The organism is Polynucleobacter sp. UK-Kesae-W10 (assembly GCF_018881575.1).
Classification (GTDB): Bacteria; Pseudomonadota; Gammaproteobacteria; order Burkholderiales; family Burkholderiaceae; genus Polynucleobacter.
On record NZ_JACVQB010000002.1, the window covers coordinates 152,202 to 177,631 of the forward strand.

The 25,430-nt window shown below is 47.0% G+C and carries 27 protein-coding genes and 1 tRNA gene; 15 read left to right on the forward strand and 13 right to left on the reverse strand.

Translation table 11 applies throughout. The annotated features are described in order from the left end of the window. Nucleotides 1-47 precede the first annotated feature (47 nt). On the reverse strand, nucleotides 48-1,004 hold the full coding sequence (trxB, locus tag ICN24_RS07120; RefSeq protein WP_216222466.1) for a thioredoxin-disulfide reductase: 957 nt from the start codon (nucleotides 1,002-1,004) through the stop codon (nucleotides 48-50). 39 nt (nucleotides 1,005-1,043) lie between these two features. Between trxB and ICN24_RS07125 the strand changes: the two genes are divergently transcribed. The 6 genes from ICN24_RS07125 to ICN24_RS07150 all read left to right on the forward strand — a co-directional run bounded on the left by ICN24_RS07125 (nucleotide 1,044) and on the right by ICN24_RS07150 (nucleotide 6,295). Next, nucleotides 1,044-3,356, forward strand: coding sequence for a DNA translocase FtsK (locus ICN24_RS07125; protein WP_216222468.1), 2,313 nt, complete (start codon nucleotides 1,044-1,046; stop codon nucleotides 3,354-3,356). A gap of 9 nt (nucleotides 3,357-3,365) precedes the next feature. Further along, a complete protein-coding gene (locus ICN24_RS07130; RefSeq protein ID WP_216222470.1) occupies nucleotides 3,366-4,049 on the forward strand; it encodes an outer membrane lipoprotein carrier protein LolA in 684 nt (227 codons plus the stop codon). Nucleotides 4,050-4,109: 60 nt separating this feature from the next. After that, complete coding sequence (gene serS / locus ICN24_RS07135) at nucleotides 4,110-5,420, forward strand: serine--tRNA ligase (RefSeq protein ID WP_216222472.1); 1,311 nt, start codon at nucleotides 4,110-4,112, stop codon at nucleotides 5,418-5,420. A gap of 32 nt (nucleotides 5,421-5,452) precedes the next feature. Beyond that, nucleotides 5,453-5,857 (forward strand): hypothetical protein, encoded by a 405-nt coding sequence (locus tag ICN24_RS07140; RefSeq protein ID WP_216222474.1) that lies wholly within the window; start codon nucleotides 5,453-5,455, stop codon nucleotides 5,855-5,857. A gap of 54 nt (nucleotides 5,858-5,911) precedes the next feature. Beyond that, nucleotides 5,912-6,001, forward strand: a tRNA-Ser gene (locus ICN24_RS07145). 30 nt (nucleotides 6,002-6,031) lie between these two features. Continuing rightward, a complete protein-coding gene (locus tag ICN24_RS07150; protein ID WP_216222476.1) occupies nucleotides 6,032-6,295 on the forward strand; it encodes a hypothetical protein in 264 nt (87 codons plus the stop codon). Nucleotides 6,296-6,319: 24 nt separating this feature from the next. Here ICN24_RS07150 and ICN24_RS07155 read toward each other — a convergent pair whose 3' ends face one another. Further along, complete coding sequence (locus tag ICN24_RS07155) at nucleotides 6,320-7,165, reverse strand: hypothetical protein (RefSeq protein WP_216222478.1); 846 nt, start codon at nucleotides 7,163-7,165, stop codon at nucleotides 6,320-6,322. 222 nt (nucleotides 7,166-7,387) lie between these two features. Here ICN24_RS07155 and ICN24_RS07160 point away from each other — a divergent pair, with 222 nt between their 5' ends. Further along, complete coding sequence (locus tag ICN24_RS07160; protein WP_216222700.1) at nucleotides 7,388-7,606, forward strand: YdcH family protein; 219 nt, start codon at nucleotides 7,388-7,390, stop codon at nucleotides 7,604-7,606. Here the strand turns inward: ICN24_RS07160 and ICN24_RS07165 are convergent. After that, nucleotides 7,603-7,944 (reverse strand): zinc ribbon domain-containing protein YjdM, encoded by a 342-nt coding sequence (locus ICN24_RS07165; protein WP_216222480.1) that lies wholly within the window; start codon nucleotides 7,942-7,944, stop codon nucleotides 7,603-7,605. The genes ICN24_RS07160 and ICN24_RS07165 overlap by 4 nt on opposite strands. A gap of 39 nt (nucleotides 7,945-7,983) precedes the next feature. Between ICN24_RS07165 and ICN24_RS07170 the strand changes: the two genes are divergently transcribed. Then, nucleotides 7,984-9,798: an AsmA family protein gene (locus tag ICN24_RS07170; protein ID WP_216222482.1), complete on the forward strand. Its 1,815-nt coding sequence runs from the start codon at nucleotides 7,984-7,986 to the stop codon at nucleotides 9,796-9,798. Between the two features lie 4 nt (nucleotides 9,799-9,802). Here ICN24_RS07170 and ICN24_RS07175 read toward each other — a convergent pair whose 3' ends face one another. Genes ICN24_RS07175 through ICN24_RS07185 form a run of 3 tightly spaced genes read right to left on the reverse strand, consistent with a single transcriptional unit; the run spans nucleotide 9,803 to nucleotide 10,645 of the window. Further along, on the reverse strand, nucleotides 9,803-10,150 hold the full coding sequence (locus ICN24_RS07175) for a phage holin family protein (RefSeq protein WP_216222484.1): 348 nt from the start codon (nucleotides 10,148-10,150) through the stop codon (nucleotides 9,803-9,805). Between the two features lie 59 nt (nucleotides 10,151-10,209). After that, nucleotides 10,210-10,410, reverse strand: a complete 201-nt coding sequence (locus ICN24_RS07180) for a SlyX family protein (protein ID WP_216222487.1) — start codon at nucleotides 10,408-10,410, stop codon at nucleotides 10,210-10,212. Between the two features lie 13 nt (nucleotides 10,411-10,423). Continuing rightward, complete coding sequence (locus ICN24_RS07185; protein WP_216222488.1) at nucleotides 10,424-10,645, reverse strand: hypothetical protein; 222 nt, start codon at nucleotides 10,643-10,645, stop codon at nucleotides 10,424-10,426. Nucleotides 10,646-10,674: 29 nt separating this feature from the next. Here ICN24_RS07185 and ICN24_RS07190 point away from each other — a divergent pair, with 29 nt between their 5' ends. Beyond that, nucleotides 10,675-11,673 carry an LLM class flavin-dependent oxidoreductase gene (locus ICN24_RS07190; RefSeq protein ID WP_216222489.1) on the forward strand — a complete coding sequence of 333 codons (999 nt, stop codon included), beginning with the start codon at nucleotides 10,675-10,677 and terminating at the stop codon, nucleotides 11,671-11,673. Here ICN24_RS07190 and ICN24_RS07195 read toward each other — a convergent pair. Further along, the gene (locus ICN24_RS07195) at nucleotides 11,668-12,078 is read right to left on the reverse strand and encodes a putative toxin-antitoxin system toxin component, PIN family (RefSeq protein ID WP_216222490.1); all 411 of its coding nucleotides are present in this window, start codon (nucleotides 12,076-12,078) and stop codon (nucleotides 11,668-11,670) included. The genes ICN24_RS07190 and ICN24_RS07195 overlap by 6 nt on opposite strands. A 10-nt stretch (nucleotides 12,079-12,088) precedes the next feature. Further along, on the reverse strand, nucleotides 12,089-12,637 hold the full coding sequence (locus ICN24_RS07200) for a YaeQ family protein (protein ID WP_216222491.1): 549 nt from the start codon (nucleotides 12,635-12,637) through the stop codon (nucleotides 12,089-12,091). Between the two features lie 76 nt (nucleotides 12,638-12,713). On the opposite strand from ICN24_RS07200, the gene ICN24_RS07205 reads away from it, so the two are divergent. From ICN24_RS07205 to ICN24_RS07220, 4 genes are all read left to right on the forward strand, one after another. Further along, nucleotides 12,714-13,703 (forward strand): tripartite tricarboxylate transporter substrate-binding protein, encoded by a 990-nt coding sequence (locus ICN24_RS07205; protein WP_216222492.1) that lies wholly within the window; start codon nucleotides 12,714-12,716, stop codon nucleotides 13,701-13,703. A gap of 28 nt (nucleotides 13,704-13,731) precedes the next feature. After that, nucleotides 13,732-15,348 carry an NAD(P)/FAD-dependent oxidoreductase gene (locus ICN24_RS07210; protein WP_216222494.1) on the forward strand — a complete coding sequence of 539 codons (1,617 nt, stop codon included), beginning with the start codon at nucleotides 13,732-13,734 and terminating at the stop codon, nucleotides 15,346-15,348. Nucleotides 15,349-15,366: 18 nt separating this feature from the next. Continuing rightward, nucleotides 15,367-16,782, forward strand: a complete 1,416-nt coding sequence (hemN, locus tag ICN24_RS07215; RefSeq protein WP_216222497.1) for an oxygen-independent coproporphyrinogen III oxidase — start codon at nucleotides 15,367-15,369, stop codon at nucleotides 16,780-16,782. 168 nt (nucleotides 16,783-16,950) lie between these two features. After that, nucleotides 16,951-17,586, forward strand: a complete 636-nt coding sequence (locus tag ICN24_RS07220; protein WP_216222498.1) for an OmpW family protein — start codon at nucleotides 16,951-16,953, stop codon at nucleotides 17,584-17,586. A gap of 46 nt (nucleotides 17,587-17,632) precedes the next feature. On the opposite strand, the gene ICN24_RS07225 is transcribed toward ICN24_RS07220, so the two are convergent. Next, nucleotides 17,633-18,247 (reverse strand): ATP-binding protein, encoded by a 615-nt coding sequence (locus tag ICN24_RS07225; protein WP_216222505.1) that lies wholly within the window; start codon nucleotides 18,245-18,247, stop codon nucleotides 17,633-17,635. Nucleotides 18,248-18,313: 66 nt separating this feature from the next. Between ICN24_RS07225 and ICN24_RS07230 the strand changes: the two genes are divergently transcribed. Next, on the forward strand, nucleotides 18,314-20,239 hold the full coding sequence (locus ICN24_RS07230) for an ATP-binding cassette domain-containing protein (protein ID WP_216222506.1): 1,926 nt from the start codon (nucleotides 18,314-18,316) through the stop codon (nucleotides 20,237-20,239). A 13-nt stretch (nucleotides 20,240-20,252) separates the two neighbouring features. Here ICN24_RS07230 and ICN24_RS07235 read toward each other — a convergent pair whose 3' ends face one another. From ICN24_RS07235 to ICN24_RS07250, 4 genes are all read right to left on the reverse strand, one after another. Then, complete coding sequence (locus tag ICN24_RS07235) at nucleotides 20,253-20,564, reverse strand: chaperone modulator CbpM (RefSeq protein ID WP_216222507.1); 312 nt, start codon at nucleotides 20,562-20,564, stop codon at nucleotides 20,253-20,255. Nucleotides 20,565-20,568: 4 nt separating this feature from the next. Beyond that, entirely contained in the window at nucleotides 20,569-21,549 is a 981-nt protein-coding gene (locus ICN24_RS07240) for a DnaJ C-terminal domain-containing protein (RefSeq protein WP_216222508.1), read from the reverse strand. Between the two features lie 78 nt (nucleotides 21,550-21,627). Then, nucleotides 21,628-23,175: a UxaA family hydrolase gene (locus tag ICN24_RS07245; protein ID WP_216222509.1), complete on the reverse strand. Its 1,548-nt coding sequence runs from the start codon at nucleotides 23,173-23,175 to the stop codon at nucleotides 21,628-21,630. 57 nt (nucleotides 23,176-23,232) lie between these two features. Next, nucleotides 23,233-23,934 carry a pirin family protein gene (locus ICN24_RS07250; RefSeq protein WP_216222512.1) on the reverse strand — a complete coding sequence of 234 codons (702 nt, stop codon included), beginning with the start codon at nucleotides 23,932-23,934 and terminating at the stop codon, nucleotides 23,233-23,235. 77 nt (nucleotides 23,935-24,011) lie between these two features. On the opposite strand from ICN24_RS07250, the gene ICN24_RS07255 reads away from it, so the two are divergent. Then, nucleotides 24,012-25,427, forward strand: coding sequence for a TAXI family TRAP transporter solute-binding subunit (locus ICN24_RS07255; RefSeq protein ID WP_216222515.1), 1,416 nt, complete (start codon nucleotides 24,012-24,014; stop codon nucleotides 25,425-25,427). The last annotated feature ends 3 nt before the right edge of the window (nucleotides 25,428-25,430 follow it).

Consider the following 25,430-nt stretch of genomic DNA (forward strand, 5'->3'; position numbering starts at 1 on the left):
TTTTATTGGATACAGAAAACGAAAACAGTAATAGGAAATTAAGAAAATTACTCTAAAGTTTCTAAATAACGCTGCGCATCTAATGCAGCCATACAACCCGTACCAGCACTGGTAATGGCTTGACGATAGATGTGATCCTGAACGTCGCCTGCAGCAAATACGCCAGGGATATTGGTAGCAGTAGCATTGCCCTCTAATCCGGAGTGGGTTTTGAGGTAGCCATTGTTCATATCGAGCTGACCAACGAAAAGTTCAGTGTTAGGCTTGTGGCCAATGGCAATAAAGGCGCCAGTAACTGCAATTTCTTCGGTGCTGCCATCTTCTTTCTTAATGCGCACACCAGTAACGCCTTTTTCGTCGCCCAAAACTTCATCGAGCGTGGAGTTTAATTTGAGCTCCACTTTGCCTTCAGCTACTTTAGCCATTAAGCGATCATTCAAAATCGGCTCAGCACGGAATTTATCGCGACGATGAATCACAGTAACCTTTTTGCAAATGCCAGTTAGGTAGAGCGCTTCTTCAACTGCAGTGTTACCACCGCCAACTACGCACACATCTTGATTGCGATAGAAGAAGCCATCACAAGTTGCGCAACCAGAAACGCCGCGACCCATAAATAATTCTTCACTTGGTAAGCCAAGGTATTGAGCAGAGGCCCCGGTACAAATAATGAGGGCATCGCAGGTATAAGTGCCAGAGTCGCCCACCAAACGAATCGGCTTTTCTTTCAGGGCTGCCGTATGAATATGGTCAAAAATGATTTCAGTATTAAAGCGCTCAGCATGCTTTAAAAAGCGATCCATCAGCTCAGGGCCTTGGACACCATCTGCATCGGCAGGCCAGTTCTCGACGTCAGTTGTGGTCATCAGTTGACCCCCTTGAGCCAGGCCGGTAATCAGGGTTGGGTTCAAATTGGCTCGGGCGGCGTAGACTGCGGCGGTATAGCCGGCAGGGCCAGATCCGAGGATCAGGACTTTGGAGTGTTTTGGGGTATTTGTAGTCATATCCAAATTATAGGATTGCTTGTTTACAATCGGTAGAACATGGCAAGAACCACATATCCGAAGTCCAAGACTCCTCTGAGTCCCCAGCCCCCTGAAATGGACGGGCAGGGCCGGATGCCCCGCCTGCTTTTAGAGGCCCGCTGGTTCATTTCCCTGGGCCTCTGCCTGGGTCTATTTGCCATCTTGCTGACCTATTCCAAGGCAGACCCTGCCTGGTCTCACGCCAGTTTTGAAGCCCCCAAGAACCTAGGAGGCCGTTTTGGGGCCTATTTAGCTGATTTAATGCTCTATATCTTCGGGATCTCTGCCTTTTGGTGGGTCGTCCTGTTTGGGCGCCGGGTTCTCAATGGTTGGCGCGAGCTGTGGAGCATTCCCCTGCCGCCAGATCCTGATGCCAAACCAGACTCTTTATTAATGCGTTGGTTGGGCTTTGGCCTGACTTTGATCTGCAGTATGGGTCTTGAGTCGATTCGCATGCATTCGTTGTCCTGGGAGCTCCCTAGACCTCCTGGTGGCATTTTGGGTGAGTTGATTGGCGATCCATTGCAAATGTCCTTGGGATTTACTGGCTCGACACTCGTTCTCTTATTTGGTTTGTGCGCCGGCCTCTCTTTGTTTTTGCATTTCTCTTGGCTAGATGTTGCTGAAAAGGTAGGGCGCTTTTTGGAGGTGAGCTATCACCGCATTCGTGAGCGTCGTGATAGCGAAGAAGATCGTAAATTGGGGGAAGCCGCCGCTGAAGAGCGCGAGGAATTTGTTGAAGAGATTCGTGGGCGCGTTGAAGTGGCAGCGCCAGTACAAATTGTGCGTGCTCCCATTGAGATTCCAAAGAGTACGCGTGTGGAACGTGAGAAGCAGCAACCACTCTTTGTTGATATCCCGGATTCTGAGTTGCCTCCTTTGGCTTTGCTTGATCCTGTACCGGAAGCAAAAGAGACTATTTCTGCAGATGTGTTGGAATTTACTTCACGCTTAATCGAGCGCAAGTTAGCAGAATTTAATGTACAGGTCACTGTGATTGCTGCTTACCCTGGCCCCGTAGTGACGCGTTATGAAATCGATCCTGCGGTTGGTGTGAAGGGTAGTCAGATTGTTAATCTCTCACGAGACTTAGCGCGCTCTCTGGGTGTAGTCAGTATGCGTGTCGTGGAAACCATTCCAGGCAAAACCTGCATGGCATTGGAGTTGCCAAACCCAACACGTCAATCGGTGTACTTGTCAGAGATTCTGACTTCACAGGTCTACAACGACAATCATTCCTTACTCACCTTGGCTTTAGGCAAAGATATTTCCGGTAGCCCAATGGTGGCTGACTTAGCGAAGATGCCGCACTGCTTGGTAGCGGGTACGACTGGTGCCGGTAAGTCAGTCGGTATCAACGCCATGATTCTGTCGCTACTCTTCAAGGCCAAGCCTGATGAAGTGCGCTTGATCATGATTGATCCAAAGATGCTCGAGATGGCTATCTATGACAAGATTCCGCATCTCTTGTGCCCAGTCGTCACCGATATGAAGCAGGCGTATAACGCGCTGAACTGGGCTGTGAATGAGATGGAGCGTCGCTACAAACTGATGAGTAAGTTTGGTGTACGTAACTTAGCGGGCTTTAATAAAAAGATTGCTGAAGCGGAAGAGAAGGGCGAGAAGCTCACCAATCCATTTAGCTTGACTCCGGATGATCCTGAGCCGATCTATAAAGCGCCAGTGATTGTGATTGTGATTGATGAGCTGGCCGACTTGATGATGGTCTCCGGCAAAAAGATTGAAGAACTCATTGCGCGTATTGCGCAAAAGGCTCGTGCTGCTGGTATTCACTTGGTATTGGCAACACAGCGCCCTAGCGTAGATGTCATTACTGGTCTGATTAAAGCCAACGTGCCAACCCGCATTTCTTTCCAAGTCAGTAGCAAGATCGACAGCCGTACGATTTTGGATCAGCAAGGTGCTGAAGCACTTCTTGGTATGGGTGACATGCTTTATATGGCCCCTGGCACTGGCTTGCCAGTGCGCGTGCACGGTGCATTCGTATCAGATGATGAAGTGCATCGGGTAGTGGAATGGCTCAAAGAGAAGGGCGAAGCAAACTATATTGATGGCGTTCTGGAAGGCGCCGATGAATCGAATGTAGATGCCTTGACTGGTGAGAGTGGTGGCGAAGCTGATCCCCTCTACGATCAAGCGGTAGCCATTGTCCTAGAGAACAAGCGCCCATCAATTTCTTTAGTGCAGCGTCATTTGCGTATTGGTTACAACCGTGCCGCACGTCTGCTAGAAGATATGGAAAAAGCAGGTCTCGTTTCTAAGATGGGTAACGGTGGCAATCGCGAAATTTTGCACCGCCCCTCTGAGTAAGGCGCTATCTTGCAAAGATTCTTATCTGCAGTATTGATTGGTATTGCATCAATCACACTCTCTACCTCGGCGTTGGCACAAGGTAGCACTGGATCCGATCAACTGCGTGAGTTTGTGCGTAATTCTAAAACCGCAGAAGGTGATTTTGTGCAGCAACAGTTACGCGCACCCAAAGTCAATGAGCCGCAAGATAAGGGTTTAAAAGTTGTTCGTCAAACACAAGGACACTTTGTCTTTCAGCGTCCAGGTCGTTTTGTTTGGGATACTCAAAAACCGTATGAGCAAAAATTGATTGCCAATGGCAATCAATTGATCTTGTGGGACAAGGATTTAAACCAGGCAACCTTTCGTCCGGCAGGGCAAGCATTGGCCTCCACCCCTGCTGCGATTTTGTTTGGTGAAAACTCCCTGGATCAACATTTTGATTTGATCGATGGCGAAGAGCGTTTGGGGATGAAGTGGGTTGCCCTAGTTCCAAAGAAAGATCCCAATGCTAAAAAGCAAAACGATCTGCCTTACACAAAGATTTCGATTGGAATGAGTAATGGTTTGCCAAAAGCCTTAGAGCTCATGGATGGCTTAGGCAGCGTAGTTTTGGTGACCCTGGATAAGATCCAGCTCAACGTCAATTTGCCAGCCAATCGGTTTAATTTCACGCCCCCCGCTGGGGCTGAGGTCTTGCGCTTAAACTAGAGCCTAGACCCTGATCCCTAAAACTCAGATAGTTCAACCTAAAAACCAACCGAGTATTAAATGATTGATCCGCAATTACTTCGCAAAGATATCGCTGCTGTTGCAGCGCGCCTGGCTACTCGTAAATTTCAACTTGATGTTGAAGAGTTCAACGCTTTAGAGTCCGAGCGCAAGTCCTTGCAAACCCGTACAGAGGAATTGCAAGCCAAACGTAATCAATTGTCTAAAGCGATTGGTATGAAGAAGGGTAAGGGCGAAGATGCCTCTGCTGAGATGGCAGAGGTTGCACAAGTGAATGCCGATATGGAATCTGGCGCAGCAAGATTAAGCGTTTTACAAGCCGAGATCTCGGATTTCTTGATGGGCATTCCAAACTTGCCTGATGAGTCTGTACCAACCGGTAAGGACGAAACAGAAAATAAAGAAATGAAGCGCTGGGGTGAGCAACCCATTTTTGATTTTGAGGTCAAAGACCATGTTGACCTTGGCGGTCCACTCGGTTTAGATTTTGAAGTTGCTGCCAAGATTAGTGGTTCACGCTTTGTGGTGCTCAAAGGGCCTATCGCTAGGCTGCATCGCGCCTTGGCGCAGTTCATGATTGATACGCATGCTACAAGTCATGGATACCAAGAGGTCTATGCTCCTTATATGGTCAATGCCGCATCGATGCGTGGTACTGGCCAGTTGCCTAAATTTGAAGAAGACCTCTTTAAGGTGCCCCGTCAGATGGGCGGTGAAGGCGAGGGAGGCGAAGCAAGAACAGAAAACTTCTATCTCATTCCTACAGCAGAAGTTCCAGTCACAAACTTAGTTCGTGATGAAATCGTGAACGCTGACAATCTTCCAATGAAGTTCGTAGCCCACACTCCATGTTTCCGCTCTGAAGCGGGTAGCTATGGACGTGATGTTCGCGGTATGATTCGTCAGCATCAATTTGACAAAGTGGAGTTAGTGCAAATCACTAAACCAGAGCATTCTATGCAAGCTCTGGAAGATCTCACTGGTCACGCAGAAAGAATTTTAGAGTTACTAGAGCTTCCTTACAGAAAAGTATTGCTCTGCACTGGTGATATGGGTTTTGGTAGTACCAAGACTTATGACTTAGAAGTATGGGTGCCATCACAGCATGCTTATCGCGAGATCAGCTCATGCTCAAGCATGGGCGACTTCCAGGCCAGAAGGATGCAGGCTAGATTTAAAGCCGGCCAAGGTAAACCAGAATTGGTTCATACTTTGAATGGTTCAGGCCTTGCAGTAGGTAGAGCTCTAGTTGCGCTAATTGAGAACAAGCAGCAAGTGGACGGTAGTATTGCTATCCCTAAAGCCTTGCAGACTTATTTAGGCGGCTTAGCGGTGCTCAAACCAATTTAATCCTTCAGCAAATGAAATGTGGAATTACACAGTTGAATAGATTCCAATTGTTTGTAGTCTTTTTTTGCGCAGTATTGAGCTCTCCAAACGTTTTTGCTGTCGATAAAACCTATCGTTGTCAGGTATTAAGTGATGCCTACATCCAAAATAACGGAGAGTTAGCTTTAGTTCGCGATAGCTCCAGAATTGACCAAGAGTTTGCAGTGGTCAAGAAAACTGGTGAAGTCATCGGGGACGTGATGGATTCACTGAAAAATCCAAAGGTTGTAGCCTACGGTAGTGACAGTAATTCATATAAAGTCACTTGGATGCAAAAGTCTGTAGGTAAAAATGGAGTCTTTTTAGACTACCTAAATATCGAAGAATCCGCGTATGGAAGTCAGAAGCCATTTGGATTCTTTTCTGGCAGACTTCTCTTGACGGGCGTCTGCGAGTAAGCAATAGCAGAGTTTCAGGCGGTATTGCCATAAAAGCTTTATCGTATCAATATCGGAGAGGTGGCAGAGTGGTCGAATGTACCTGACTCGAAATCAGGCGTAGGGTCAAACCTACCGAGGGTTCGAATCCCTCCCTCTCCGCCATCTATGCAATCTATTTATAGAGAATTTTTGATGAAGCTCTCACAAGCCCTCTTTATTTCCTGCATCAGTCTTTTTCTTGCGGCCTGTTCCACACCGCCAAGTCAGTTTGGCGTCTATCAGCAATCTGATGGCACTATTGGAGTGCATGCTCCTAAGGATGCTAAAGAGGATGAAGCTCAAGAGATGGCTCTTGCAGAGTGCAAGAAGATGGGCAAGCGGAGTGTAACGATTGTCGATAGTCGGAAAACGGTCAACGACCGCTTTCCGATGACTTACATTTACTTATGTAGATAAATCTTTAAGAGATTAGGGCGCTAATTAGCTTAGCAACCACTTCTTAATAGATTTATTCACACACATGGCATCTAAGGCGAGACCGAAGAACTCGGAGCCATTGGTGACCATGCTTTCAATAGCTTCAACTTTGCCAGATTTGATGCCACGCAAGTAAGTTGCTGCACGATAACGTAAGAAGTGCTCTGTTTCGCCTTCTTCATTTTCGGTAGAGCAAAGTTCTAAGCTACCATAGCGGGTTTCTGGGTTGATATTGAGAATTGAAAGGCTCAAGGCGCCAACCAACTTCTCAGGCACAGGAATCGGTACGTAACTGTATAGAGAAATCAACATCTCTTGTTCATCTACTTCGATAATGTGATCGATATCCAGAACATCTTGCTCGGTTAATTCGGTTTCACCAGAATCACCACCGCCAAATGTGGACTCAAACTGCAACATCGCAGTATTGCTGCCTTTGGAGATTTCAATCATGTCAGGGTAGCCAAGCAATCCTTTCCACCAATACATCAACGAGAAAGTGCAAGGCTTCACTTCGACCAAACCTTTATTGGTCGATTTTGCAAAGTACAAGCCGTAAAACTCATCATCTTGCTCAAGGCCGTATTGATCGACCTTGGGTGATTTAGAAGCAGCAGTTTTGGATACTTTTTTTGCTACTTTTTTAGCTGCTGGCTTTTTGGCTGCAGGCTTCTTAGCCGGAGCTTTTTTGGCAACCACTTTTTTGGTGGCTGGTTTCACTACCTTCTTCACTGTCTTTTTGGCTACTGCTTTTTTAGCGGCAACTTTCTTGACGGCTTTCTTTGCGGGGGCTTTTTTTACCACCTTGGTAGCTACTTTCTTTATTGCTGGAGACTTCTTTGTAGCCATGGTTTATTACCCTTCCTTTTGGTAGTTAATGTGCCTAAGCACCTGTCCATATTACTGCAATTTCTTACAGGAATGATCGTGCTTAGGTGGGGATTGTCCTCTTGATTACAAGGGCGAAAGAGAAAATAAAAATTCTAGAAAAGATATTGTTCTCTTAAGATGGCATTGATACACTGGAAATGCGCTCTAAACGCAATCTCAATATTTCAACTGAAAGAGTCTATGTTTCCAGAATATCGCGAATTAATTAGCAAATTAAAGACAACAGACCGTCACTTTTCACATCTATTTGATAAACATAACAATCTAGATGCCAAGATCTTGCGTATGGAAGATCACAAGGAGCCAAGTACTCCCGAAGAGATTGAGACTTTGAAGAAAGAGAAGCTGCTGTTAAAAGACCAGATTTATGCCGTTTTAAAGAAGGCTAGCGGTACTTAAGCTTTTTTCAGGAAGCAGGCTTTCAATAGCATATTGCCTGCTTCTGTTTTGCAGTCCACCTCATGGTCACCGGAGACCAAGCGAATCCCTTTAATTTTGGTGCCCACTTTGAGGGTCGTGGAAGAGCCTTTTACTTTGAGGTCCTTAATTAAGGTGACCGTATCGCCATCAGCCAGCAAATTGCCGTTGGCGTCTTTCACAATCAAGCCAACTTCCTCCTCAATAGCCGCAGTCATAGGCCATTCGTGACCGCATTGGGCGCAAACATAGTTCTCGCCATCCGGGTAGGTCATATCTTCCTGGCAGGCAGGGCATTTAGGGAGGTTATCTGTACTCATAGGCCTTATTTTAGTCGACCGATTTAGAATGGCTCAGATATGAATAAAACGGTCAAAATTAGCCTACTCGTTCTCTTGTCAATCCTCTGCGTAGGAAGCTTAGCGATTTGGGCGGCAGCCTCTTTCATCAAGCCCGAACAGCTGGCAAGATTGCTTAGCAGCACCGTCAAAGAGTCGACTGGACGTGATTTGACTATTAAGGGAGCCGTAGGTCTTAAGCTCTTTCCCTCTCTTGGCATTACTGCCGATCAAGTAGCGTTGAGTAACGCCTCTTGGGCAAAAGATGCTGAGATGTTGACGGTAAAGCATCTCGAGATGGACATTGAGATTCTTCCGCTATTAAAGAGCGATGTTTCTTTTAACACCATCATCTTGAGTGGTGCACACTTATTTCTGGAAACCAATCGAGCAGGTCAAGCAAATTGGGACTTCACTACTCCAGTAACCGCCCCTCAAACAGCCAATACCTCAAAATCTTCTGTAGCTAACAGCCCAACTAATAATCAGATTGATCCCGTCAGAATTAAAAATTTGGTGATGAGTGATGCCCATATTCATTACCATGGGTTTGGTTCGCCAGTAAAGCAGATTGAGATTCCTAAATTATCTTTGGTTGGTAGTACTAGCAAGACTGCAATTGATGGACAAGTGCAATACGCCGATTATCAATTGGGCATTAAGGGCGGGGTAGGCAATCTCCATGACGCTCTGAATAACTGGAATACAAGCCCAGTAAAAATGAAGGTCGATTTGGCTTTGACAGTGAATGGTAAAACGATAGATATCACTGGAGATCTGGATAAAAAACCTGCGGTTCTCCCAAGCTTTGATCTCAGTCTTAGCTCTAAAGCCTTTGAGATCACCTCTTTGGCTGGCGGCGCTGCTCTGGCAGGCTCCAGTAAAGGTGACTCCCGTACATCCCCATCTGCAAAATCCTCAGATCAATACTTCTTTAGCGCAGAGGATTTGCCGTTTGATGCGCTTCCGGTGGCTAACGGCAAGCTCGCTCTCAAGATCGATCAGTTGAGCTTTCCAGGTCACGTACCGCTGACTGGCGTGAAGGGTAATATCGCCTTTGATGGTCCGCGTATCGCAATCAGCGACCTCGCTTTTGGGCTTGGCAAAGGAAGTGCTCAAGTGCAGGGCAGTCTATCTCAGTTCCAAGGAGCAAGTCCCGCTATTGCCATTAAAGGTCTGGCAAAAGGTTTTACTTTGGAGCAGCTTATGGACGCTGTAGACTCGAGCACCAAGGTAAAAGGGGGCGACTCGGAAGTGGCTTTCAATTTACGCGGTACCGGTAAGTCGATGCATCAGATAGCAAGCAATACCAATGGTGCTGTGCAGGTGACCGTAGGCAAGGGGAGTTTAGATTCGCGCTTCATTGATCGTGGTGGCGACTTATTTATCACGATCGTTAATGCAATTAATCCACTGCGAAAAGCAACCGATCAAACGGCATTAGAGTGCGCTGTGATTTATCTACCCATCAATAATGGTCAGGTGACCATCAATGATTCAATTGGAATCGTAACTGACCGCTTAGATGTCGTTTTTTCTGGATCAGTTGACCTTAAAACAGAGGCTTTGAATATCAAGATCGACCCTCGAGAAAAATCTGGTCTCACAACGGGCTTAAATTTAGCGGGCTTAGTGAAGATGCAAGGCACCTTGCTTCATCCAGCGACAGGCGTCAATAAAGAGGGCGTGGTGAATAGCGCCGTGTCTATTGGTTTGGGTATTTTGACTGGGGGAGCCACCTTAGTGGCAGAAAACGCCAGGTCTATCGCGACCAAATCAACGCCGTGTAAAACAGCGTTCCACGCTTGGTCGGATATTTATCCTGGCGCGAACTAGCTTTTTAGAATACGAGGCCGCTGACAAATAAGCTGAACAAAGAAATAAAGATACTGGCAAAGAAGGCGGTCCAGAAGCTAGAGATCGTAAAGCCGCTGACCAAAGCAGAAACGAGCATCAGCACTAGTGCATTCACAACTAGTAGGAATAGACCCATCGTTACCACGGTTAAAGGTAGGGTGAGTAATACCAGGAGTGGCTTGACGATCGCATTTGCAAAACCCAGTACCAATGCGGCGATTAATAGCGAGCCACCGTCAGCAAACTTGAGGCCGCTAAAAATATAACTCGCTACCCAAAGAGACAAAGAAGTTAAGCCCCACTGGACTAGAAAAAGTGTTAGGTTACCCATGGTCGATTCCTTTTGCTGGTGATTAATCGTTGGTATTGCTTAGATATGGTATCAGTCCCTTAATAATGGGGGGGAATTTCATCTTTAAGGCTGCCACCGCCTCCGCCAGTGCTACTGGCTTGCTCCTTGATCGCTTTGAGCTCGCGATATAGGAACTCAATCTGCTGCTGTTGTTTGTAAACGGTCTCATTGAGTTTTTCAATAAGGTCTTCTGTAAAGCTCAGTTTTATTTCAAGATTGGTAATGCGCTCTTCGGACATGGATGAGCCCTCCTTATTCTGGAATTAATTCAAAGCGGCCATCTTCCATTTCCGCTTGAGGTCTAATCCAAAAATCGTGTGATTGCAGCGATTCATAGACGTAGGCTGGCTCGAGAGATGCTTCCACGTTGGCTAGCAATACGACCTTATAAAAACCACCGGTTTTTAGATGCCTGAGTTTGGTACCTGGCTTGAAGAGGCCGTCATCAGGATTCGCCATTTTGGGTTTACTCATAAATCGAACTTTCTCAGTATGATTTGGTGATGGCAAATTCCATCCCGTACTCCATTCTAGATATATCTCCCATTCCCCAGGGTTTTACTGCTGCTGATGCCTTGCGCAACTCCTTGGATGTGGCCCAGCATGCTGAGAAGTGGGGCTACACGCGCTATTGGGTGGCTGAGCATCACAATATGACGGGCAATGCCAGCTCCGCAACAGCAGTCCTCTTAGGTTATCTGGCTGCTGGTACCAGTCGCATCAAATTGGGTTCTGGTGGCGTGATGTTGCCTAACCATGCCCCATTGGTGATTGCTGAGCAATTTGGGACCTTGGAGTCGATTTATCCGGGCCGCATCGAGTTGGGTCTGGGAAGGGCGCCTGGAACAGACCAAGTGACCGCAAGAGCATTGCGCCGTGATTTATTGGGCAGTGATGATCGCTTTCCGCAAGATGTACGAGAGCTGCAACATTATTTTGGTCCTATACAAGAGGGGCAGTCAGTCAAAGCGATTCCGGGTGCCAATACCCATGTACCAATTTGGATTTTGGGTTCCAGTCTGTATGGTGCCCAATTGGCAGCACATTTCGGATTGCCTTATGCCTTTGCATCCCACTTTGCGCCGGACCACTTGCTAGAAGCTATGTCAATTTATCGGGAGTTATTCAAGCCCTCTGCGCAATTAGCTAAGCCTTATAGTGCCTTTGTCATGAATGTAGTGGCGGCTGATACCGACGAGAAGGCGCAACATCTCTTTACGACGTTGCAGCAAAACGTGGTGCGCATGCGGCGCAATACCCGTGGTCAGTTGCCACCCCCAATTGAAGATCTCGATGCATTTTGTGAACCCCATGAGCAAGCCGCCGCCGCCCATACCCTGCAGTGCTCGGTAGTCGGCTCGCGCGAGACAGTTCAAAAGGGAATGCGCACATGGCTGGATCGTACCGGTGCAAATGAAATATTGTTCACAGGCCAAATCTTTGACCATCAAGCTCGGCTCAGGTCATTTGAGATTGCGGCACAGGCAGCCCAAGGGCTATAAAGCGTTGTAATCGGATGTAATCAGGATATTGTCTTGGGAAGCTTTATGCGCCAACCTTAAGAGGGCATTGTCTTTGCTAATTAAAATGCATGGCCTAGCGGTGTAGGCTAGGTTTAAAAAGACCTGATCATCCGGATCCTGGCATTGCCAAGGTGCTAGCTTCAGATCCGCATCTTTCAACACGTGAGCGAGTGACTGCCATTCGCGTAATCGGCTTTCCTGCTCAACCGGTTCAAGCGCAAAGAGCGGACGACTGATGACATCAGCAAATTCTTCCAGTGTTTTTGGGGTTGCCAGCGCATTAAGCTGTTTCTCAATTAATGCTTGCTTAAGATGAATTGCCCTAAAGTCATTAAAGACAAAGATATCTAACAAGACATTGGTATCAAAGACTACAGACTTCATGGGTGAAGGCTTAGTTTGTATTACTGCGCCAGGCTTCGGGTGTGATCGTCACTTGACCCATGTCGGATGAGACGTAAGCCTCTCCGTCTTGAATGTTCACATGGATGACCATGCTACGCTCGACAAGCTTCTTCAATGCTTCTGATTGTTCAGCGGGGATAGAGATCACTTGTAAATTGCGTGCTCGAGTTAATTTATTCGCAATACCGTCCCACCAAATTTTGCTAGTGTGGCCGCCATAGCAATATACGATCACCTGATCTGATCTGCCGCACGCTTTTAATATGCGGCGCTCATCCGGTTGACCAATCTCAATCCATAACTTGATGGCATCGGTTAAATCTTTAATCCAGAGATCTGGCTCATCGGTATCGCTTAAGCCTTTGGTGAACACCAAATCCTCATGTGCCTGCAATGCGAATGCGATGATTCGAATCATCATCCGCTCATCGGTTTCGGAGGGATGTTTGGCAATGGTGAGGGAGTGACTACCGTAGTAGTGGCGGTCAGAGTCTGCGACGTGAAGGTCGGCTTTGTGGATAGTTGCGCGTAGAGCCATGCAGCATTATCGCCTTTAAATGAGAGGGTCAGGATTGCCGTATCATTTTGGAATGCCTTTGAATCCCGGAGCCCCTATGTATACCCATCTTGCTCAAAGACTTCGCCTTCTGGTGGTAATTTTGCTAGGTTTCTGGATTGCTTGTTTTCATCAGACGGTATTGGCAGCCGATGCCTGGCCTAGCAAGCCAATCAAGATCATCGTGCCTTTTTCACCGGGAAGCGTTCAGGATGCTTTAGCCCGCTCGTTTTCCAATGAATTGGGTTCGGCGCTAGGCGAGCCAGTCATTGTTGAAAATAAGGCAGGAGCAGGGGGTACGGTGGGAACCGGTTTGGTTGCCAAGTCTGCACCGGATGGCTATACCTTTTTATTGGCTGCCGCCAGTCACAATATCAACGGTAGTTTATTTACAAAACTCGCGTTCGATCCCATCAAGGATTTTTTTGGTGCTGCTTACATTGGCACCAGCAGTTACATCTTGATGACCAATGCGGAGTTTCCGGCAAAGTCAGTGGCAGAGTTTGTAGCGCTTGCCAAGGCAAACCCCGGTCAATATAACTATGCCAGTGCTGGTAATGGCAGTGCCTCCCATCTTGCGATGGCTTACTTTGACAGTCTTGCTGGTATTCAATTGGTTCACATACCCACCAAAGGAACTGGTGATGCTATTACCGAGCTACTTGCGGGACGCGCACAGGCTGTGATTGCAGCCAATGTCGCTGCATTACCTTTTGCGAATGACCCCCGTATTCGGTTCTTAGGGGTTTCATCAGAAAAGCCATCCCCATTTGTTCCGGGAGTCCCGCCCATTGGTAATACCGTCAAGGGTTATGCATTTGATAGCTGGTTTGGCTTGCTGGCCCCAGCTGGCACTCCCAAGGGAGTTATTACCAAGGTTCAGCTAGAAATGGCGAAGCTCCTAAAGCAGCCTGAGATCATTGAGCGTATGCGCCGCCAAGGAATTGAGATTGGCTCCTTATCGCCAGCAGAATTCAATCAGCTCATCGTGCGCGATTATGTGCGCATGGCCAATGTTGTTAAATCCTCAGGCGCCAAAGCTGACTAAGTTTGAATATTGTGTATCGTAGAGTCCCATGATCCGTATCACCGAGCTCCGACTGCCTATTCATCACGCCCCTGAGGATATTGAGGCGGCGATTTTGAAGCGCCTAAACATCTCTGCAAAAGAGTTAATTTCTTTTACAGTTTTTAAGCGCAGTTATGACGCACGCAAAAATGTAGCGCTTGCCTTTATCTACACGATCGATCTTTCGGTTAAGGATGAAGCAGAGTTACTCAAGCGTTTTTCCAATGATGTAAACGTGAGGCCATCACCCGATACGAGTTATCACTTTGTTGCCAAGGCTCCGGAGTCTATTCAATCAGGTAAAGCATTGCGTCCAGTGGTCATTGGCTTTGGCCCTTGCGGTATTTTTGCAGCATTGCTATTGGCGCAGATGGGCTTTAAACCTATTGTGCTTGAGCGGGGCAAGCAGGTACGGGAACGCACCCAAGATACTTGGGGTTTGTGGCGTAAAAATATTCTCAACCCAGAATCCAATGTGCAATTTGGTGAGGGTGGGGCAGGAACCTTTTCTGATGGCAAGCTCTACAGTCAAATCAAAGACCCCAAGTTTTATGGTCGCAAAGTAATTCAGGAGTTTGTGAAGGCAGGCGCTCCAGAAGAAATCCGGTATGTGGCGAAACCGCATATCGGGACTTTTCGTTTGGTAGGCGTGGTTGAAAAAATGCGCCAAGAAATTATTGAGCTTGGCGGTGAAATTCGCTTTTCACAAAAGGTGATTGGTTTTGATATTGCAAATGGGCAAATTGCTGGCGTCAAAATAGAGGGCCATCCTGATTTGCCTGCGAATCATGTGGTTCTAGCGCTTGGCCATAGCGCTCGAGATACCTTTAAAGCACTCCATGATGCTGGAGTCTTTATGGAAGCTAAACCTTTCTCTGTCGGTTTTCGCATTGAACACCCACAGTCTTTAATTGATAAAGCCCGACTGGGCCCACATGCAGGGAATGCATTAATTGGAGCTGCCGATTACAAGCTCGTGCACCACGCGAAGAATGGCAGGGCTGTGTATAGCTTCTGTATGTGTCCGGGTGGAACGGTGGTGGCAGCAACCTCAGAACCTAATCGGGTGGTGACTAATGGCATGAGCCAGTACTCCCGTAATGAGCGCAATGCGAATGCTGGAATTGTGGTTGGCATAACGCCTGAAGATTATCCGGGCGGCCCATTGGCTGGCATTGATTTTCAGCGAGCATTAGAGTCCAAAGCATTTGAATTAGGCGGGGGCACTTATGAGGCTCCAGGTCAGTTGGTGGGCGACTTCTTAGAAGGCAAGCCGTCAACGCAATTTGGTAGTGTGCTGCCTTCATATAAGCCTGGAGTGCATCTCACAGACTTGGCGAATGCATTGCCAGCGTATGCAATCGAGGCGATTCGTGAAGCGTTGCCTGCTTTTGAAAAGCAAATTAAGGGTTTCTCTATGAAAGATGCGGTTTTAACTGGCGTGGAGACAAGAACTTCCTCGCCTTTGCGTATCACTAGAGGCCCGAATCTTCAGAGCCTAAACATTAAGGGGCTTTATCCGGCAGGCGAGGGCGCGGGCTATGCCGGCGGAATCTTGTCTGCTGGTGTTGACGGGATTAAAGTAGCAGAAGCAGTAGCGCTTGATTACCTTCAGCAATCCTAACTTGATCCATTGCCTCTTATGAGCCTAGTAGCACCTCAGCATCCTGCAGAAGAAAAAGAAGTTCTTTTTCATCCTGAGTTATTGCAAAAATTTGATATCAATGGCCCAAGGTATACCTCTTACCCCAGTGCTGATCGTTTTCATAATGACTTTTCGGAGCAAGACTATTTAGGTGCGCTTGAGCGTGTCGCGCAAGCGAATGAGCCGCTTTCACTGTATTTTCATTTACCGTTTTGCCCCAATATTTGTTATTACTGTGGTTGCAACAAGATCATCACCAAAGATCATGGACGCAGTGCCAAGTACATTAAATATCTCGCCAAAGAGATGACGATGGTAACGGCGGCTATGGGTGCGCAGAAAAAAATTCCGATTACCCAATTACATTGGGGTGGGGGTACGCCTACATTCCTATCTCACGAAGAGATGATCGAGTTGATGCACCATACCCACGAGCATTTTGAGTTATTGCCTGGTGGAGAGTATTCCATTGAGATCGATCCGCGGCGTGTCACAGAGCAAGATATCGTTTTGCTTGCAGAACTCGGATTTAATCGTATTAGTTTAGGTGTACAAGACTTTAATTTAGCCGTTCAAGAGGCTGTGCATCGAGTGCAAACAATCGAAGAAACCCAGGCGGTGATGGATTGGTCCAGGAAGTACGGCTTTAAATCTCGAAGTGTGGATTTGATTTACGGTTTGCCCAAGCAAACCCCGGCCACTTTTAAGGAAACGGTAGATGCGGTATTGGCGATGAACCCAGATCGCCTCTCAGTCTACAACTATGCACATTTGCCCCATATCTTTAAGCCACAACGTCGCATTGCTGAGGCAGATTTGCCCGCTGCTGCAGAGAAGCTTGATATCTTGTCCAACACAATTGAGCGTTTAGGTGAAGCGGGTTATGCCTTTATCGGCATGGATCATTTTGCAAAGCCAGATGATGAATTGGCGATAGCGCAAAAAGAGGGAAGACTCCATCGTAATTTCCAGGGGTATTCCACCCAAGCCGAATGTGATCTATTGGCTTTTGGTATCTCATCTATTGGTAAGGTAGATGATTGTTACTCACAAAACGTGCGCACCCTAGATGAATACTACGCAGCACTAGATGCTGGACATCTACCAGTATTGCGTGGCCTACGTTTAAATCAAGATGACCTCTTACGTCGCGAACTGATTGGTGAGTTGATGTGCCAGTTTGCGCTCGACACTAAAGCTTTTGCAAGCTCCCATCAGATCGATTTCGCACATTACTTTAGGGTTGAACTCGAAGAGTTGAAAGATTTGGAAAAAGCAGGTCTTTTGGAATGGCGCCAGGACGATATCTTTGTGCCTACCAAAGGCCGCTTATTAGCTAGGCGAGTGGCTATGACATTTGATCGTCACCTGCGCGAATCTCAAGCCAAAGGGACCTACTCAAAAGTACTTTAGGGTAAACCTGCAGGCATTTGATCTAGATCAAACAAGCATCAAAACACTGTTGCTTTTTAGCAAATAAAAATTTCAGACTAGAACTCTATTTGATTTACATCAAATTACCCCATGGCTATCAATTTCAAAATAGACACATCGAAATTGTTAACAAAAAGGGGTAACACCATGCGTCTTAAATCACTAGTGGCAGCAATGGCTGCGGTAGCTTCCTTAGCTCCAATTGCTTCACAAGCTCAGTCAACAGAAGAGAACCCATGGATGGTTCGTGTTCGTGCAGTGGATCTGCTTTGGAATAATGGACAAACAGGAATTGCTCAAACAGCCAATATCAAGGCAAAAGATCAAGTTATCCCCGAGTTTGACGTTACATATTTCTTCACAAAAAATATTGCTACTGAATTGGTTCTGACCTGGCCACAGCAAGTGAATATCACTGCAACTGGCGCTAATACTAACGTTGGTAAGATTAGTGCGCTGCCTCCTTCACTCTTGCTGCAGTACCACTTCACCGACTTAGGTGCGTTTAAGCCATATGTTGGTGCTGGTGTGAACTACACCATTTTCGGAAACCGTCAAAACTTTTATGGTGCTGGTTCAGGGTTGCAGGTTGAACCATCCAGTTTCGGCGCTGTAGGTCAAGTAGGTGCCGATTACTTCTTTGATAAAAACTGGGGTGTTAACGTTGATGTGAAATATGCAACCATGGCAACAAATGTGCAAGCAGTTGCTGGTGGTGCCAACTTGGGTAAATTAACACTCAATCCCTGGATGCCAGCAGTTGGTGTGACTTATAAGTTCTAAGAATTCAGTTCTTGCTTCTTGAAAAAGGGCTCCTGAGGAGCCCTTTTTATTTTTGAGAAGTTGCTTGACGAGTTAGCGCATCAATCAATTGATCAAATTGCGCTTCATCAAATCGGGCATTATCAAAGCGTGTAATGATGGGGTGTGTTGGCGGGTTGACCCGCCTTGGAGCGTATTGCTCCCAGTGAGCTAGCTTCCAATCATCTCTGGGATCCGCGCGCTTTTGCATCCGGTGCTTGGCTTCTTCTTCATCCAAATCGATCCACGCAATCGAAATGCTGGTTTGTGGTGGGATGCCTAAGGCTATCGGGTCAAACATTCTGCCACTCTGAATTTCTTTAGAAAAAGGCCCTACTAAGATGACATTCACACCCAAAAGAAGATTTTCTCTGGCGATATCAATCAGACCTTGATATTCCCAGTCTCGCAGATTCTCCAAGTAATAAGGGCTATCGCGGTCATTGGGGTTTTGGGTAGTGAGCTCCATGACGTGAGCGCTGTAGGCGCCATACACCGTATCTTTATCTAGAAAGAAAAAATCTTCCCCAGTTTTCTTAATAATTAGCGGCAACCCCTTTTTGGCTAGGGTGGACTTACCAGTGCCGGCATGCCCAGCAAAAAGGATGAGGCGGGGAGCGCTAGGGCTTAATTTGCAGATCATATTGTCTAGTCTCGCAGAATTTAGCGGAAATATCTCATCTTTTGGGGAAGCGGGGATAATGTCGCCATGGCTTTAATCGTACTCACTGATGCAAAACTGGCTTTTGGCCACGTTGACCTCCTCGCAAATACTGCTTTTTCACTGGAATCTGGTGAGCGTGTTGGCTTAATTGGCCGTAATGGCACCGGCAAATCCTCTTTATTGAAGATCTTAGCCGGCATTGAAAAAATGGATGACGGCCTGCTGCAATACCAGCAAGGCTTACGAATCTCATATGTTCCTCAGGAGCCAATGTTTGAGGCGGAAGAGACAGTGTTTGATGCTGTCTCCAAGGGAGTGGCTCAGGCCAAGGCTCTGCGCGAAGAATATGAAGCTCTCAGTGTTGGTGAATGGGATGACGCGGCTCATCATCGTTTAGATGAAGTGCAGTCTCAGCTTGAAGCGCTCAGTGGTTGGAATTGGGAGCAGCGGGTTCACGAAACATTAGATCGTCTTCATTTAGAAGCCGATGTCAAGATTAGCAATCTATCTGGTGGAACCAAAAAGCGCGTTGCCTTAGCACGCGCATTGGTTGAAATGCCAGATGTGCTCCTATTGGACGAGCCCACCAACCACTTGGATTTAGATTCTATTGCGTGGTTAGAGGAGTTGTTAAAAGAGTATCAAGGTTCAGTGATCTTGATTACTCATGATCGGGCCTTCTTGGATAATGTTTGTACGCAAATTGTGGAGCTCGATCGGGGCATCTTGCGCAGTTATCCCGGTAACTTTACGCAATACGAGGTTTTAAAAGAGCAGGAGCTCAATGCAGAATCTTTAGCAAATGCGCGCGCCGATAAGCTATTGGCCCAAGAGGAGGTATGGATACGCAAGGGTGTAGAAGCACGTCGCACTCGCAGCGTAGCCCGTATTGCCCGCCTTGAAAAGCTCCGTACCAGCCGTGCTGAGCGCAGAGACGCAATGGGGCAGGTCAAGTTAGCAGTTTCAGCAGGAGATCGCAGCGGCAAGATAGTGGCTGATCTGCAAAATGTCAGCAAGTCATATGACCGACCTATTGTGACTGACTTTACTGCGACGATTTTGCGTGGCGATAAGGTTGGATTGCTGGGTCCTAACGGCGCTGGTAAAACGACTTTACTCAAGCTGATTCTCGGTACTATTGCGCCGGACTCTGGTACGGCCACAATGGGTACTCGTATTGAAGTGGCTTATTTCGATCAAATGCGAGAGGGACTAGATCTCAATGCCTCCCTGGAGGATTACATCAGCCCTGGTAGCGAATGGATCGAAATCAATGGCAATAAAAAGCACGTCAAGAGTTACTTAAGTGATTTTTTATTTGCGCCTGAGAGAACCAATTCTCCGGTGAGCACCCTATCAGGTGGGGAGCGCAACCGCTTGTTATTGGCCCGTTTATTTGCAAGACCAGCAAACGTCCTAGTCTTGGACGAGCCAACCAACGACCTTGATATCGATACCCTTGATTTGCTAGAGCAGTTATTGCAAGACTACAAAGGTACCGTGTTCTTAGTCAGTCATGACCGCTATTTCTTGGATAACGTTGTGACTAGCATCATTGCCAACGAGGGCGATGGCTTCTGGCGTGAGTATGAGGGTGGATACGAGGATTGGAAGATTCAAAAAGCGCGCTCCGAAAAAATTCGCGCTGCTAATTCCAGCCAAAAATTGACTAAGCCAGATGCCAAAGTAGAAGCTAAGGCTGAACCTGCTCCAGAGGTAAAGCCTGCGGCTAAGAGTGGAGTGCAAAAGCTCAATGGTAAAGAGCGCCAAGAGCTTGAAGCCTTGCCTATTCAGATTGAAGAATTGGAAACGGAGCAGGCGGATATCGGAATTGCGATGAGTAATCCGGATCTGTATAAAAATGAACCCGAGTTGGCTGATAGCATGCAGGCACGCTTGACCGAAATTACAGAACAGCTTGATCACAAACTGCAACGTTGGGAGCAGCTGTTAAGCCGCTCCGAATCGTAAGCAGTTGGACTATTTAGTCGCCTCTTTGAAGGCGGGCTCTTAACTGAGCGATTTCATCGAGAAGATCCAATGCTAGGGCAACCCCTGGCACATTGAGTTCAAGATCGTGCGTGAGATGGGCTGCTGTTTTGGCTCTTCTTAGTGAATCGCCACCAAAGCGCCAGTCTTCGGGGGAGGGGCCTGTCGGGCTCAATACGCCCTCAGTTACCCAAGACATAATCAAATCTTGTGGGGTACGTGAGGCATGCGAGAGCTCAACAATACTCATGTGTACTTCATTTTCGACAACGCTACCTTCAATCCAGGTGATATTAGTTTGAGTCATCGCATCATCCCTTCAAATGGTTTCTGGGGTTGAAATCAAAAGCCTTTTCAAAGTTTTGATAGGCTTCTTTATGGGCATCACTATCAGCGGGTGGTAGTGCAATCGTTGGCACAACATACAGATCACCAGGTTCTGCACTCGGGATGCCTTTACCTTTGAGGCGCATCTTCCGTCCAGCCGTTGTTCCTGCAGGTATTTTTAGTTCTAAGGTTGTGCCTGCTGGTGTCGGTACATTGACTGTGGTACCAAGCGCAGCCTCCCAAGGTGCCAAAGGAATATCAATGAAGACATCCTTGCCATCGACACGGTAAATCGGATTAGGATGAAAATCGACCTCTAGATAGAGATCACCGGCAGGGCCTTCTCCAATGCCTGGGCCTCCCTGGCCAGAGAGTCGTAAATTCTGTCCGGCCTTGATGCCTTTGGGAATGCTCACATCCAGCTTGCGCTCTTGAGTGCTGACATGTCCGCTTGCATCTAGAGTAGGCATGTGAAGGGCAATCGTACGCTTAGCGCCGTTATAGGCATCAGCAAGATCAATCAAAATTTTGGCATGATGATCTTGGCCTTTGAAGTTCATGCCCTGACGGGTATGGCTACCGCGACCACCTTGACGGTGTTTGCCTCTACCAAAAAGAGATTCAAAAAATTCACTTTGATCACCTTCGAAGCCGCCGCCATAACCAGGGTGGCCGCCACCATAGCTATCGTCGGCATATTCAAAACCTTCATTCCAATTGGGTGGGGGCGTAAAGTCTTGACCGTTTTTCCAGTTAGCGCCAAAACGATCATAGGCAGCGCGCTTTTCAGTGTCCTTGAGAACGGCGTAGGCTTCACCAATCGCTTTGAATTGTTCTTCAGCCCCAGATTCTTTATTCACATCAGGGTGATATTTACGCGCCAGCTTGCGGTAAGCCGTTTTAATTTCTGCTTCGGTAGCAGTACGCGCTACACCTAGCGTTTCGTAGTAATCCCTAAATTTCATAAGTCTGTACGAATCCTTCAGTAGTCATTCTCAGCGGGTTACTCGCCGCTGTGCCGATAGATGAATTCTACAGTCCTATTAGCTCATCACCCCAATTTGCCAGGGAACAAACTCATAATCCCCCAATCCTAGAAGCTCGCTCTTTGTGGGTTCACCAGAAGCGGTTCTGAGGAATAGCTCAAAAATACGATGGCCCATTTCTTGTACGGAAACGGTACCTTCCAAAATTTCCCCGCAATTGATATCCATATCCTCGGTGAGGCGCTCATACATAGGAGTATTGGTAGCCAACTTAATGCAGGGTGCAGGCTTCGAGCCAAACATAGAGCCCCGGCCGGTGGTAAAGGCAATCAGGTTTGCCCCGCCCGCAATTTGGCCCGTGGCAGATACAGGATCAAATCCTGGGGTATCCATAAAGACAAAACCCTTGGCGGTGACAGGCTCAGCATATTTGTAGACTGCCATCAGCGGGCCGGTGCCACCCTTCATAGAAGAGCCGAGTGATTTTTCAAAAATATTGGCTAAGCCTCCGATTTGATTTCCGGGACTCACTTGTCCATTAATTTGCACATCCCGACCCACAGAGTATTCATCTTTCCACCAACGAATGCGCTCAATCAGTTTTTCTCCAATCGTTTGATTGGCCGCTCTACGGGTTAGGGTATGTTCTACGCCATAGATTTCGGGAGTCTCTGACAAAATACCAGTACCTCCATGGCGGGACAAAATATCAATCGCCGCACCTAGTGCAGGATTGGCGGTAATAGAGGAAAAGCCATCCGAACCGCCGCATTGCAAGCCCACGCAGAGGTGGCTAGCGGAAACAGTTTCGCGTTTGGCTTGATTGGCTTCAGGAAGTAATTTTTTCACGGCCTCAATACCGGCTTCAATTGTTTTGCGAGTGCCGCCTGACTCTTGCATGATGAAGGTGTGTAGATTCGATCCTTCTTTCAAGCCCTCTTGCTCCATTAAGCCTTTTAATTGGTTGCGCTCACAGCCCAAGCCGACGATGAGGGCGGCGGCAAGGTTAGGGTGGCGAGCATAACCGGCCATGGTACGGCGTAGAAGTTCCATGGGCTCTCCACTCATCTCCATACCGCAACCGATGTCATGACTGAAAGCAACTACACCATCGACGTTGGGATAGTCTTTTAGTCGCTCTGGAGTGAACCAATCAGCAATTTTATTGACAACTGTTGCTGAGCAGTTCACGGTTGAAAGAATGCCGATAAAGTTGCGTGTACCTACTTTGCCATTGGCCCTGATATAACCTTGAAAGCTTGCACGCTCGGATTCTGGTAGAAGAGTGGTTGGCTTGAATTCACTTGCGTAGGCGTAATCTCGGTCGAACTCTCTAAACTCCGTATTATGACTATGCACCATGGTGCCTGCTTCAATATCTACATTGGCGAATCCAACTGTCACGTTGTATTTCAGAATCGGCTCACCCTGGAGTATTTTTTTCGCAGCAATTTTGTATCCTGCTGGTACTTGACTGCGACTAGTGAAATTCTCGCTAGCCACTTCGGTGCCAATGCCAATATCTACGCGGGCTACAACAATGTTGTCGTTGGGATGGAGTCGAATAATCGGCCCAATGACGCTTTTTTCTGAGGTTTCAATCATGTCAGTAGCTTATTTAGATGTCAGTAAGATGATCCTAAGCCTAAATTCCTAAATTCTTTAATGACTCAGGTCAAAGAAGAGTACTTCAGCCTCTTTGCCATTGCTTATATTGAGTTCAGTCTCATTTTCGATCAGCAGGGCATCCCCACCAGTGAGTGGTTGACCGTTGACGGTCAGATTCCCGCGGATCAAGTGGACATAGGCCTTGCGTTTTGGATCTAAGGAGAGCTTGGCGGATTCAGTGTCATCGAAAAGCCCGGCATACATCTTCGCATCAGCATGAATTTTGACGGCACCATTCTTACCTTCGGGTGATGCGACAAGACGCAATTTGCCACGCTTATCAATCTCGGGGATAGTTAACTGTTCATAACCTGGATCAATTTCTAAAACATTGGGTTCAATCCAGATTTGTAAAAAATGGGTAGTTTGATCTTTTGCATGATTAAATTCACTATGTGTAACGCCAGTGCCAGCACTCATGCGTTGCACATCACCCGGAGGGATGCCTTTGACGTTGCCCATACTGTCCTGATGTGCCAGTTCACCTGAAAGCACATAGCTGATAATTTCCATATTGCGGTGACCATGTTTCCCAAAACCCATTCCTGGAGCCACACGATCCTCGTTAATGACCCGTAGATTCCCCCAACCCATAAATTTGGGATCGTGATAACCCGCAAAGGAGAAGGAATGAAAGCTTTTTAGCCAGCCGTGATCAGCGTAGCCACGATCTTGGGATTTTCTCAGTTGTAGCATGATTTAAGCCTTAAAAAGAGTGTCATCAGATAAGGACATTATCATTAGCTTTTGAGATATTTGCTGACGGGTAGCATATGGGAAGCTTCAAACAGAATGTGCAGGAGACCTTTTTAGGTATATCTGAAGCTGTACAAGAGTGGTGGTCAGACTTTACCCAATTTTTAGAGGAAGCCTGGCCTCTATTGCTGTTGATGCTCGTTATCCTAATGGGAATTTGGTGGTACGCAGATCCTCCGCCTCCTAGGCATGTCGTAATGGCAACAGGTTCGCCTGGTGGATCTTATGAGGCGCTTGGAAAAAAGTATGCGGATTACTTTGCCACTAAGGGCGTGGTCTTAGAGCTTGCTGCTACTGAAGGTGCGCAAGATAACCTCAATCGTTTAATCGATCGAAATGATGCCGTACAGGCTGCCTTTGTTCAAGCTGGTGTAGCGCATCCCAAGAAAGTTAGCGGCATTCAAACCTTGGGTGCGATTGCTTATGACCCCATTTGGTTTTTTTATCGCGGCCAAGAGGTCAAGAGTTCTGATTTAGAAGTCATCAGAGGCCACTCAAAGTTTTTTCATGGAAGAACGGTCTCGATTGGTGTCGAAGGTAGTGGCACTTACGCGCAAGCAACCCATATTCTGAGAGCATCGGGCCTAGACAAAACAAACGTACAGTTTGTTCATTTGCCCGGTGAAAAGGCGGTTGCAGCCCTCCAAAGTGGTCAAATCGATGGGGCGTTCATAGTGGATTCCTACGAGGCTAATAATGTCCAGACTTTGCTGAAAGATCCAAAGCTCCATTTAGTGACTTTTAAGCGTGCGGAAGCCTTCGCTAAAGAGATTCCTTATTTTCATATCCTGTCAGTGCCAGAGGGCGCGTTTAGCTTGGAGCGCAATTTTCCGAATCAGGATATCAAGCTACTAGCTACTACTACGAATTTATTAATTGATGACCGCATGCATCCTGCGATCCAATTTTTGTTTATGGAAGCGGCACGTGACATTAATGGGAAAGCCTCATTCTTTTCAAGAAGAGGAGAGTTCCCTTCTTTTAAAGATTCTCTTTTGCCAGAGAGTCCTGTAGCAATTCATTACGAAAAAAACAGCTATCCCTTATTGATGGCCTATGTGCCATTTTGGTTAGCGGAATTGATTAACCGTTTGATTTTTATTCTGCTGCCATTTTGCGTTGTGGCTTATCCACTCTTGCAGGCACTACCGGGTTACCGCAAAAAGCGGATGCAAAATAAAATTATTCGCCTGTACGGCGAACTTAAGGAATTCGAGCAGCAATTATTGCTTGAGGGGTATAGGCCCGAACAGCGTGATGAGTACTTAAGAAAACTCAATCAATTAGAGTATCAAGCCTTAAATATTAAAGTCTCTAAAAGTATGGCCAGTGACTACTACGCCCTCCGTAGCAGTATTGACTATGTACGCAATTGTCTTGATAAGGGTGTGAACCCTTATCAATTCCAAGAGCCTGTAGACCCCGATCTTTAAAAG